This is a genomic window from Chitinophaga sp. CF118 (assembly GCF_900112615.1).
Classification (GTDB): domain Bacteria; phylum Bacteroidota; class Bacteroidia; order Chitinophagales; family Chitinophagaceae; genus Chitinophaga.
This window is the reverse complement of record NZ_FOMK01000002.1, coordinates 992,204-1,005,272: the sequence shown is the minus strand read 5'-3', so window position 1 is coordinate 1,005,272 and position 13,069 is coordinate 992,204. Positions and strand designations below refer to the sequence as shown.

Genomic DNA, 13,069 nt, shown 5'->3' with positions numbered 1-13,069 from the left:
ACTGCAGGCTTAGTAAACAACTGATTAAAGCCACTATTATCGGGAAAAACTGCAAGCTTAATAAACAACTGATTATATCCACTATTGCCAGGAAAACTGCAGGCTTAATAAATACCTGATTAAAGCCAACATCAGCAGGTGGTCTGGATATTGGAGGATTCAGGTGGTAATTGCGGGCCTTAGCCATTTGACCCACGTTTGATATTATCCAATAAATATTCTAAAGCCCATACGCTTGATAACGTAAAATAGAATTACGTCCAAATGGGTTCAGTCCGCAATCCCACCTGAATCAGATAGTATATCATCTCCAAAAAAAAACCTGTATCCTAATTAGAATACAGGCCCTTTTAATAATATAATCTCTCACAAAACTCTTGTAAGAGGAATTAGTTAAATCCTTTTCAGCAATACTTTCTGTTTATTAAAGTCTGCAGCAGCATCCAGGAATGCAATCATCTGCGGCCAGCTGGCCGCAGGCTCATAGGCATGATTGTAGCATTTACGAACAGTAAGAACAAGCGTATTGCCTTCCTGTTTGGTGCTGCTTACAAAACTACCCGCATCATTGATCACTGATTTATTCAGGTTCTCACTCCCTTCCAGCTTATATCCTTCAGGAATATTCACTGTTACCTGGTAAGCAACAGTACGGGCAAAAGACATATTGATGTCATAAGAGCGTGTGCGCTGCTCCGTTGTTAATTCAATCTGTCCGCTTATCAGTTTGCCAATATCCACTATGTAATTATTACCTGCCTTTTTTACAAGCCCGTCCAGTGTGAAGTTCTGACGCATTGCAAAAGGAGGGGAGCGATGCTGTAATCCCTGTTCAATAATCTCATACGTAGTGCTATCGGTTGGTTTAATGTCGTAATCAGTGTTAATGTTGGAAACTACAGTTTCCTGCATATCCTTGCGGGCCTTACTAAATGCTTCCAGGTATTCCGGATAACGTTTATGTAATGCTCCCTGCGCATTCAGATCCTCATTCAGCATAGTAGGAGTATGCACGCGATTGCGCTCCTGTTTCAGCATATCTTCATACAGCAGCATATCCATATACGTGTAACGGTATTGGCCTTTTGCGGAAATGTTACGCACAAAGTTCAGCTGCTGCAGGTTGTCTGCTTTAAAAGTAATATCGAGTGTTTCTGCGCTGATATTGTCTTCTTTTTTACTGAACGGCAAGGTGATTCTTTTAAAAGAATTTTCTTTTTCCCTTTTGCTGCCCGTTACCGCTACGGTATATGCTTCCTGTCCTTCCAGGGAAGATGGCAGCTCTCCGGGATAACAGAACATACTGCCCATATAACAATAAACAGGCTTGCTGCCTTCCGGATTAGCAATAATGAAGTATTCCAGGTCATTGACAGACACTGCGTCGTTCAACGTGCCCTCACTGCGGGGAACGGCTGCTGCCAGTACACATGGAATATCATACTCCTGTAGTAATAACCTCATGGAATTGGCGATATAATGCGATCTGGGCGTATAATACTTCCGGTTCTGCCCAACGTCGATAGTAGACATTGTATAGTCACGGTAAAGAGTACAATAACGGATGTAATAATAGATGAGCTCTGTCAATTGCTCGGGCGTAAGTGTTTTCAGATTTTCATCCTTCAGAAAGTTATTTTTAATCTTTGGAAACTCTCTTTTCATCATCTGGAAGTTAGCACCATACTCGAGGGTGCCAACACTGATGATCTGGTAAGTCAGATATTCTTTTATATCTTCTTCATTAATCCCATTTACTACGTCTGTGTTACCATCGCGGATATAGAAGATCCGCAATGTAGGTAAAGTCCTTTTTTCGTACAACCAGCGTTCGTCGGTTACTTTTGGAATATCTTTTTTGTTGATAGTAAACACATTGTTTCCATCCTCATCTTTAGATCTTTTTAGTTCTGAATCCTTTGCATTCAGGTATCTCCAGTAGATGCCCATCTTCCTGGCTATTCTTACATCCAGTGAAAAATTGAGGATAGGATATCTCTCACCAATGGAATAATCCAGTGGATCCGGTATCGCAGCTTCGTCTTTATTAATCCTCATGTAATAATCGATGATATCACCTACCTGCAAATCGGAAATGGCTATTTTCTGCTTTTTGTCTCCCGACTCATTTTTCACATTCACAGCTTCTTTCATATCGATATCACGCTGCTGACCATTAGGTTTTATTATCCGGATACCCATGTACGATACCAGTTTAAAACCGCGCGACCAGCTGCTGTTTTTCAGCTTCTGAATATTGAATTCCGAATATTCTTCCAATGCAGCTTTATCCTGGATCTTAATACGCTGGTGCAGGGTAGTGGCAAGATGTTCCTGCCGACGGCTATGATCCGCTCCCATAGAGAACTTCAATGCCAGTATTACAGCCGATTCATTGTTGTATTTTTCAGGTACTTCCGTAACCTTGAATGCTGCATCTTTATCATCCCAGATCTCATGCTTCACTTCTTCGGATTCTTCCTGGTATTCTCTTTCCTGTTTTGACTGCCCCACACTGGTATATCCGGTGTATATCAACAGCAGGAGGAATGTTGCTTTTTTCAAATGGTGCATTGGGACTAATATTTATTGTTTAACGAGTGTTATTTGTTCCAGGTATTTTTTGGAAAGAGAAGCGATTGCTTTATTCCATTCCAGGAAGTCCGATTTTTGCAGATAAGTATTGATGATCGTTAGCTTTTTGCGATAACAGATCTTATTGTCCTTTACGGCATAGGTTACATCAAATGTAAACTTGGGATTTACAATGTGCAGATTTTCCGGCAGTGTAGCTGCTTTATAACCCGCAGGCATGATGAGGTCTGTTTCAGTAATAAAGTTATCCTTACTGCTAAACCTCAGGTCAACGCGCCTCTTGACGGTATCTATAATAGCATTATTGAATTCTTTGTTATAGTCGATGTCGATATACATTTCCTGTCCGAAAGAGGATACCGCATCCTGGTAAACGAGATCGAAGTTCACTTCCAGGTTACCATCACGCTGATCCAGACTGGATGTTTGCATGTTGGATATTTTATAATGCATATTACTGTTGGTGATATAGTTTTCGAGGGCTGTCTGCAACCGGTCCTTTTTGAGACTGTGGATGTTGTTCAGCAGATCTGTTTTACTTTCACCATCATATTTATAGAGGATCTTGCCGGTCATGTTATTCCCGTCTACACGTAATTCTTCTTTAAAAAGCCGGCTGTTCTGTTCCGGTTTTGTAACAGGAATATGCTCCAGCAGGAACTTGTCACCGTTTTCTATCATCACCTGCCTTCCCTGTATTCTTTCTGCATAAACACCCGGTTGCATATAACCTTCTGTAGCGTCCAGATACCACCATTTACCTTTATAATTCACGGCACAGATCATATGGTTGTCAACACACAATGACGGGATGCTGTAATCATACATGATGTGATTGGTTCCTATCCAGCAAAGTCTTGCATCAAAGCCACAACGCTGCAGCAGGGCTTTGGTAAGATTTGCCATGCCTTTACAGTCACCATACTTTTTGCGCATTACTTCGTGCGCTTCGTCTGGTTTAAAACCGGCAATGCCATCTTCAAATGCGATGTAACGAATATTATCTTCCACCCAATAAAAGACAGCTTTCAGTTGTTCCCATTTATCAGTAATGCCTTCGGTGATTTTTTTAGCACGTTCATCCAGTACGGCAGTATCACTGTTCAGTTGTTGCGTAAGACTATGATACCATTTATACAGGTCTGCTGTAGTGGCAAAGTATTCGGATTTATTGCCGTCATTATTGGCAGCTTTACTGCAAATCATGATATGCGGCCATAACCAGCTGGCGCCGGGACTCATCGGATTCTTCTTCATGGCCGGCATATTATTGGCCGTATAGGTATATATGTCTGCGTCCTTTTTACTATCGTATTGTTTTTTGACAGTGATATTCTGCCCTTCGAAATTATAAGGGTGTATATCGGCTTCCATCCAGCGGGGGACTATCACAGTGATTTTCTTTACTCTTGCAGGGTAATTATCTGTGAAGTAGGCAGTAGACAAATACCGGGGATCTTTGATTTCTTTTTCAATGATCACCTTGCTCATCGATCCCTTTTGAACAAAGGGGAGATCAAAGTAACACATCCTGGCATCTGTATAAAAGTAGCTGTTGATGTTCATGTAATCGCAGGTAGGCTTAATGCTTCTGGCATTTTTACCGTCTACTATGATGCGGATATCCTTTATTTCTTCCTGGTTATTATATGTTTCCCCATATGGGATGGTAGAGCGGAAAGAATTACAGATATAGGTCTTTTCTATCAGCTCACTTACAGTAACCTGGCGTTGCTTGCTACTGTATTGATACTCATAGGTTTCTTCGCTATTGTATAGTTCTATATTATCATCATCTTTTTGTTGCGCCTGTAACTGGGAGATATTGAGCCCGGCAAATACGATAAACAGGCATAGGATGTACCTGATGGATGGGTAATAGGACAACGCGTTCATAGATGGAGATAAATTATATATATAACATTGTAAAAGTAATTAAAAATAACCGGATTAATATCCAATGTATATGGGAGTAAAAGGCAAAAAAAAGGGCTCCAACCGGAGCCCCTGTACTTAAATCTATATCTTTTTAGAATTTCCAGCCGCAGGTGGCTAGTACGTTCGTTGTATTACCTTTGATTTGTGCAATACCAGAACTTATGTAACCCTGGGCATTGGTTGGTGTTACATAAGGTTGTTCCTGACGTTTGCTATCGCCTATTACCACACCTAAGTCAACATAAAAACCTTTGTTACGGTAACCGATGCCACCGGTATAATAATGGCGGGTAGCATCCATATCACTGCTTTTGTAAGGATTGCCATACAGAGCGTAACCCAGTCTTAGGGCAATAACATGCAGTTTCAGTTCTCCACCTATGCGGATATTGGAAGCTGCCTGATAAGTGCTTTTAATAGCTGAATTACGTAAATCACCATCTTCTTTATCGTAAGAAGGATCGTTATTGAAACGCATTTTCATAGAAGCGTAATCAACATATTCGTAGTCGAAAGTCAGGAAGCCTGTGGGCCTACGAGTGTCTGCAGATGGACTGAACAGGTAAGTGGCACTAACAATTCCTTTCCATGGAGTTCTCACCATGTATTTGGATTCATCCGCATCTCCATTGTTAGTATCTACGGAGGAGAAGCTCCTCTGTCCATTTGATTTAGTAATTGTGGTCATATCCGTACGGTAGGTATCTGTAAGCCAGATCCAGGAAGGAGAGTGGAGTGTAACACCCAGGCTTAACGGCCGTACAGGCTTAACAATTGCACCCAACTTTACATTTATACCCGTACCATCTGTAGTCAGATGTTCTGTTACGGAGAAAGTGTTCAGATTAGTATTATCTGTATTGATATTGGTTTCTTTCCATGTTTTATCACGGGTATAATGAGTTACAGGCACGCCTACACTACCTCCAAGATACAAGGTATTATTGTAGTTGGTACCAAAATCGAAGGAGAGCTCATTAGCAGAACCACCTGTGGTTTGCATACTTTCCTGCTTTACGTTAATGGTATTGTTTACAGATTCTGCCGCAGAATAAAAGATCAGTTGATTATTAATGGTTGTATCACTAATCAGGAAAGTCTGCCAGGCCAGTGCAGCACTATGTGCCAGGGAGCCGATTGTCTGATTACCTCCCAGTTGTGAGGTAGGATCAGTAACATTCGCCTGCGCATCAAGGTAATAGTTTACAGACTGGGAAGAGTTGACACTATTTCCTGAATAGTATACTCTGTTATTGTAGTTATTGGTACGGTTGATACCCAGCCCGAAGCTGAAGTTCTCCCATTTGCTTCCAGGTATTTTCCTTTTGCCGCCAAAGATTAATGTGGCATTGGTGATATTCAGGTTGCCTTTATTATCTGTTCCGGTCTTACCCAGGTAAGTACCTTTACTGCTGGCTTCCTGGAAACCCAAAGTAAAGGAGAAATCGCTTGTTCTGAAGAACCCTGTACTGGCCGGGTTTACGTAGATAGAAGATACTTCTCCTCCAAGGGAGCCCAGTGCACCACCAACGGCCTGGGCGCGTGCGGTACCTGCCGGAATACTGCTGCTGTATCGTAGCGCATCATCAATATTTTGTGCACGGAGGGCATAGCAGGCTCCGGTCATAGTAATGGCTAATACCATTTTCTTTAACATATGGTAGAATTAAGGGTCAAAAAATACCCTGGCCATGACCAGGGTACAGTTTTAAGAATATCAATGATCAGATCAAATTAGTAGTTAGTTGCGGCCTCTGCTTCCACCGGAACGGCTTCCGCCACCTCCGCCGCCACCATATGAACCACCGCCACCACCACCAGAGCTTCTGCTAGGTGTGTAAGAAGGCTGATAGCTACGCTGAGGCTGAGATTGAGGCTGATATACTCTTGAAGGAGCTTCACTTGTACGTCCGCCAACGTTAGATGGTCTTTCGCTGGATGACGGAGTGAAAACACGCCTTGGCTGATAAGTACCGTTAGAAGGCTGATAAGAACCGTTAGAACCGCTGCCTACACGACCTCCGCTGTTATCAGTATTACCAGAAGAAACTCTGGATGGACGATAATCGGATGAACCAACACGACCTCCAGGATTGTAACTGCCGGAGCTGCCACCAATACGGCCACCTGAAGAACCTCCGGTGTTGGAACCATAAGCATCACGTGTACGACGGCCTCTTAAAGGGTAACCATAACCATAGCCTCCGCCATGCCCATAATAACCGCCTCCGCCATAATAGCCGCCACCGTAGTAACCGCCATAGTAGATTGGACTATAACCATAGTACCACGGGTTGTAACCCCATGAACTGTAGCCCCATGAGCTGTAACCATAGCCAAACCCTAAGCCAATGCTAAGAGATGGACCCCAGAAACTGCTGTAGGCAGGATATCCGTAACCGTAACCAAAGGAACTGTAGTATGGACTTGCATACATACCTGAGTATACGTTAGGAGAACCGTAGTATCCGTCGTTATAATAACTTCCGCTATAACCACTGTTATTGAAGCGGTTTATGCGGCGTGAATAATCACCCTGATCTTCATCATCATAAGTTACGTATGATCCGTCTCCCTGATTATCTGCATCTGATGAGGAAACGTTGTCGTTCTTCTGATTATTGTTATCTGAAGCATAAGTGTGCTGAACTCTCGGAGAATAATAAACATCATCCGGAGTTTGCGTGGTTTTATATGCTGAGGAACAACTGCTTAGGATAAGCAGCGTTAACGCGGCAAGGTAAGGAGCTGATTTCATTTTAAGGAATTTTTAGCCTGATTTCTATAGTAAATTTACAGTATTTTAACGTAAAGAAAGGATAAATGCTACAATAATACGTGACCACTTATAATATTTCAGCAAAGAATTTGTACGTTTCTGATTTTCATGTAGGTTTGTGGCATTTTACCTTTTGGTAATATGTTTAATGCAAATATTAGGCCAATGTTGAGTTGGCTTACTTCAGGTATTTAGTTGCAATAACTTAGTAATAATAACAATGAGTAAAGAGATTACGGCCCGGTCTGAAGACTATTCAAAATGGTATAATGACTTAGTTTTAAAGGGTAGTTTGGCAGATTATTCTGCTGTTAGAGGTTGTATGGTAATCAAACCATACGGTTATGCCCTTTGGGAGGGTATGAGAGATGTTCTTGACAGGAAATTCAAGGACACTGGTCATGAGAACGCCTACTTCCCCCTCTTCATCCCCAAAAGCTTTTTGAGTAAAGAAGCTGCCCATGTGGAAGGTTTTGCAAAGGAATGTGCCGTTGTAACGCATTACCGCCTGAAAAACGATCCTGAAACCGGTGGCGTGGTCGTAGATCCCGAAGCTAAACTGGAAGAAGAACTGATCGTTCGCCCTACATCAGAAACAATTATCTGGAATACATATAAGGACTGGATTAAGTCTTACCGCGACCTGCCGCTGCTGATTAACCAGTGGGCGAATGTAGTGCGCTGGGAAATGCGTACCCGTCTGTTCCTGCGTACTGCAGAATTCCTCTGGCAGGAAGGGCATACCGCTCATGCTACCTCAGCTGAAGCAATTGCAGAAGCTGAACTGATGCTGGAAATTTATGCGGACTTTGCTGAGAACTATATGGCTATGCCTGTTATCAGAGGTGTAAAATCTCCTTCGGAACGTTTTGCTGGTGCAGTGGAAACTTATTGTATCGAAGCACTGATGCAGGATGGTAAGGCTTTGCAGGCAGGTACTTCCCATTTCCTGGGACAAAACTTTGCTAAAGCTTTCGATGTGAAATTCTCCAATAAAGAGAATACCCTGGATTACGTATGGGCTACTTCCTGGGGTGTATCTACCCGCCTGGTGGGAGCACTGGTAATGACCCACAGTGATGATGACGGTTTGATCCTGCCTCCACGTATTGCTCCTTTACAGGTAGTAATCGTTCCTATTTATAAAGGAGATGATCAGAAAGTTAAAATAGACGAAAAAGTACATGCAATTATTGCCGACCTGAAAAAAGCTGGCATCCGTGTTAAATACGATGATTCTGATAACCAGCGTCCGGGTTGGAAATTTGCGGAATATGAAATGAAGGGTGTGCCCGTACGTATTGCTATTGGTGCAAGAGATCTGGAAAATAATGTAGCTGAAGTTGCCCGCCGCGATACAAAGGTGAAAACAAGTTTGTCGTTAGACGGACTGGCTACACAGATCAGTGGTTTACTGGAAGAAATCCAGCAGCAGATGTTTGATAAAGCGCAGACTTATCGTGATTCTCACATCACCCGTGCAGATACATTTGAAGAATTTGAACGTTTGCTCGATGAAAAAGGTGGATTCATTTCTGCTCACTGGGATGGAACCGCTGAAACGGAAGATCAGATCAAAGAACGTACAAAGGCTACTATCCGCTGTATTCCTCTGAATAATCCGCAGGAAGATGGTACTTGTATATTGACAGGGAAACCTTCAGTACAACGGGTATTATTTGCCAGGGCATATTAAGATATCAGTGAACTGCCCTTAAAGTGTGTAAAAAATGTTGTATTATAGCATATCAGCTATAGCAACGAACAAACTTTTCGGGCAGTTCTTTTTTGTTTGTCAGCGCTCCCTGATCAATAATGATCTTAACAATCAATTGTTAATGTTGATTTACTTAATTTAAGTTAACAAAGCACAAAATCCTATCTTTATAGATGATGCTTGGAGCCCGTTACATATTTTTATGGTGGATATTAGTTGCCTGCTCCGTTAGCAACGTCGTAGCTCAGGGGTTGCTGATTCGCAATTATAATGTAAAGGACGGTCTTGCCAATGCTACAGTATACTCCGCTGTACAGGATAAAGAAGGATTTATCTGGTTTTCTACTCCCACCGGCGTAAGTAAATTTGATGGGAAAGGCTTTCGCAATTACTCTAAAAAAGATGGCCTCACCGACAACGATGTTGTAAAATTACATTCAGATTCTAAAGGGAGAGTCTGGTTCACCACTCTTAACGGTCTTCCCAGTTTTTACAGCAAATACATTATTCATAAAGGCACTAATGATTCTACGCTGGCACTGGATCCCCGTGGCCAGTACATGCAGTACATGTTTGAAGACCGTGCGCGTTACATCTGGTTCCTGAATACTGATAATCACATTGTCCAGTATAATGACAAGGAAACCAAATATGATAAACTGGGTGCACTCAAAACAGATCTCTTCTATTTCCTCCGGAACGATGCTATTTTTACACCCCTACAATCTTACTTTAACCTCAGCACACTAAAAGATCCCAATAACTCTGATCAAAAGATTTTACCGGTAAATCCATTTCCGCTGGATGATACTGAGTTCGTTTCCCGCGTGTACAAAAGCCCGGTTATCATCATAAAAAATTCTTTATACTCTTATCATGTTAAAGATGTCATCTGCTTCTTTAATGGTGCCGATTGGGGAATTCACGACGAGATCAGTAATATCTGCCTGGATAATAATAACCTCTGGATAGGTACTCCAAGAGCATTATATTACCTGAAAGACTTCTTTAAAGGTGAACGCAAACTCACCCGCCTCCTGGATAACCACTACATCACTTCTTTGCTTAAAGACAGGGATGGCAATATCTGGATCACTACCTTCGGAGACGGAGTATATAATATCCCCTACAAAGACTTTTATTTTAACTACCTCGATAATACCAACGGTCTTTACTCTCACTCCATTTTCAGTATTTATAAAGATCCTAAGAGTGGTACCCTGCTCGTAGGGCAAAATGGAGGAATGCTGAATACGATAGACAGCAATAATGTGGTACGGCAGTTCAATCTGGATAGTACCAGTGGCCGTAACAGCATTCTTAGTATCCTGCCTTACAAAAATAATGAGATGCTGATAGGGGCTGATAATGGCCTGTTTACTTTTAATACCCTGCATCATAAGGTTACCCTGTTAAAAGCTATCAAAACATTAAAGGATGTAGACATTGGTACCAACGGAAAGATAAGGGTAGTATCAAAAGATCACTTAATTACAGAAGAATACAGTACCCGGCTTCCGGATGCACTGGTTACTTCTATAACAAGTATTAATGATTCTGCTTATTATATTGGTACAAATGCGGGGCTGCTTTATGGTACCGATAGCATGAGACAACTGGTTATACCAGGAACAGATATAGCATTACACCAAAGCATTAAAGACCTTAAATGGATCAATGGTAATCTTTGGATAGGAACCAGTGATCAGGGTATTTATGTGCTGAAGGATAACCAGGTGATTAAACATCTCAGCACGGCAGATACCCTGGTGAGCGATATTTGTCAGCAGTTATACTATGATGGAGTGGGCAGGTTATATGTGGCTACCAACAAAGGTGTATCTGTAATAGATGTCAACACAAAAAAGCTGATCCGTAATATCACTTCCAATGATGGGTTGATGAGTGATGATACAAGAGGGGTATATTATGAGCAGGGCATGCTGTATATAGCTACCTCCAACGGGCTGAGTTATTTTAGCGACAGGAACATGCCGGTAGATACCATTCCTCCGGTAATCTACCTTAATAGTGTAAAGTATGGGGATAGTACCTTCCGCCCGGATAAAGACTACTTTGTGCATCTTTACCAGCGCAAAGCTTCTCTTGAAGTGGAATTCGGCGCTATCGCCTACGATCTGCCTGAGCTGGTAGAATACCAGTATAACTTTTCCAGCGATACCTCCAGCGGTTGGATCACCACTATGACCAACATTGTGCCTTTCCCAAACCTGCAGCCGGAAACGTACAAATTACAGGTCAGAGCAAGGAAATACAAGAGTGACTGGAGCAAACCGATAGCTATTACGGTTACAATATTGCCCCGCTGGTACCAGGAATGGTGGGCCCGCGGTATCCTGATCTTACTCTCAGTATCATTGGTGTTCTTCGTTTTACGGTATATAGTACGGCGTATAAAACAAGGGGAAAAGCGTAAAACTGAATATAATCGCCGTATTGCAGAACTGGAGGCGAAAGCCCTTACCAACCAGATGAATCCTCACTTCATCTTTAATTCCCTTAATTCGGTGCAACACCTGATTATGGAGAAGGAAGAGAAGCAGGCGCTCAATTTCCTGGCAGATTTTGCCACCCTTATGCGCCAGATGCTGAATAATTCGCGTAAGTCCTTCCTCTCACTGGAGGAGGAGATTGCTTTCCTGACCCGGTATATTGAGCTGGAAAAGATCCGTTTTGCAGATGTTTTCACCTATCAGTTTATCCTGGACGACGAATTAAAAGATTATACTATCTATATTCCGCCTATGATCATACAGCCGATTGTGGAGAATGCGATCAAACATGGGTTGGCTCCAAAAAATGGTCATGGCCGGCTGGAAGTGAAGCTGATACTGAAGAACGATATGCTGTATTGTTCTGTGGATGATGATGGAATAGGATGGGAGCGTGCTAATAATATTAAAAGTAGCAGGCTGATCAAACACGAATCAACAGCTTTGAGCGTGATCCGCGAACGGTTGCAGATTATAAAATCTTTTAATGGAAATATTGGAAAGTTAGAAATTATTGATAAATTTAAGTTCGGTTTCGGCAATAAGGAGGGTACTCTGGTTGAAATTCTGATTCCCATTGTTAAGATGTTATGAGTAATATAAAAGCTGCGATCGTAGATGATGAAGTTCGCAACATCCACATTTTGCGAAATATTCTTGAAAATTACTGTAAGGATGTTACAGTAGCAGGGGAGGCGCAGAATATTCAGGAAGCGGCGGAAATGCTGAAAAATACCCAGATAGACGTACTATTTCTGGATATTGAGATGCCGCCACATAATGGATTCCAGTTATTGGAAATGTTTCCTGTGCTAAACTTCGAAGTTATCTTCATTACTGCCTTCCAGGAATACGCCTTACAGGCAATTAAATTTGCCGCGCTTGACTATCTGCTCAAACCCATCAAGGTTAGTGAGGTAGAAGATGCTTTGGAAAAGGTGAAGAAGAGTAAAAAGGGAAGACTGAATGAACTGGCATCTATCCTAAAAGACTACGTAAAGAATAATGATAATGCTTTCTCCAAGATAGTAATACCTGTAAACGATGGATATAATGTAATTGATCTGAAAGATATCATTTACTGTGAGGCTTTTGACAGTTATACCAAAATACAGCTGATCAACAATGTTTCACATCTTATATCCAAGTCTCTGAAAGAGTATGAGGAAATGTTGTCAGACAAGGGTTTTTACAGGGTACACAAATCATTCCTGATCAATATTCACCACATCGTTAAGATTATCAAGGGATTGGGTACTGCGGTAGTGATGAGCGATCAGAAGAATATCCCGATATCATCCAGGAAAAAAGATGAATTCTTCGCACAACTGAAAGGTGTGATCAACTTATAAAAGAAAAGCCTGTACTTAAAATACAGGCTTTTCTTATTCAGGTAACTTATACCCCCGATACTTTATTTAAACTTTTGATCTCCTTCGTTTTAAGATATAAACAACAAAGTCCGGCAACACTCTCTTTTTTCAAGCGATAAATCCTTGCTGATGACTTTCGCTTTAAGATATAAAC

The 13,069-nt window shown here is 41.7% G+C and carries 7 protein-coding genes; 3 read left to right on the top strand and 4 right to left on the bottom strand.

The window, feature by feature from the left end; genetic code table 11:
* Positions 1 to 393 precede the first annotated feature (393 nt).
* The 4 genes from BM176_RS12205 to BM176_RS12190 form a co-directional block, all read right to left on the bottom strand.
* Positions 394 to 2,574 (bottom strand): DUF3857 domain-containing protein, encoded by a 2,181-nt coding sequence (locus BM176_RS12205; RefSeq protein WP_090103250.1) that lies wholly within the window; start codon positions 2,572 to 2,574, stop codon positions 394 to 396.
* 12 nt (positions 2,575 to 2,586) lie between these two features.
* Complete coding sequence (locus BM176_RS12200; RefSeq protein WP_090103248.1) at positions 2,587 to 4,491, bottom strand: transglutaminase-like domain-containing protein; 1,905 nt, start codon at positions 4,489 to 4,491, stop codon at positions 2,587 to 2,589.
* Positions 4,492 to 4,624: 133 nt separating this feature from the next.
* Positions 4,625 to 6,190: a hypothetical protein gene (locus BM176_RS12195; RefSeq protein WP_090103246.1), complete on the bottom strand. Its 1,566-nt coding sequence runs from the start codon at positions 6,188 to 6,190 to the stop codon at positions 4,625 to 4,627.
* Positions 6,191 to 6,274: 84 nt separating this feature from the next.
* Positions 6,275 to 7,291: a hypothetical protein gene (locus BM176_RS12190; protein ID WP_090103244.1), complete on the bottom strand. Its 1,017-nt coding sequence runs from the start codon at positions 7,289 to 7,291 to the stop codon at positions 6,275 to 6,277.
* A 241-nt stretch (positions 7,292 to 7,532) separates the two neighbouring features.
* Between BM176_RS12190 and proS the strand changes: the two genes are divergently transcribed.
* The 3 genes from proS (at position 7,533) to BM176_RS12175 (ending at position 12,894) form a co-directional block, all read left to right on the top strand.
* The gene (gene proS / locus BM176_RS12185) at positions 7,533 to 9,008 is read left to right on the top strand and encodes a proline--tRNA ligase (protein WP_090103242.1); all 1,476 of its coding nucleotides are present in this window, start codon (positions 7,533 to 7,535) and stop codon (positions 9,006 to 9,008) included.
* A gap of 194 nt (positions 9,009 to 9,202) precedes the next feature.
* Positions 9,203 to 12,136, top strand: coding sequence for a sensor histidine kinase (locus BM176_RS12180; RefSeq protein ID WP_090103240.1), 2,934 nt, complete (start codon positions 9,203 to 9,205; stop codon positions 12,134 to 12,136).
* A complete protein-coding gene (locus BM176_RS12175) occupies positions 12,133 to 12,894 on the top strand; it encodes a LytR/AlgR family response regulator transcription factor (RefSeq protein WP_090103238.1) in 762 nt (253 codons plus the stop codon). Before BM176_RS12180 ends, BM176_RS12175 begins: the two co-directional genes overlap by 4 nt.
* Positions 12,895 to 13,069 lie beyond the last annotated feature (175 nt).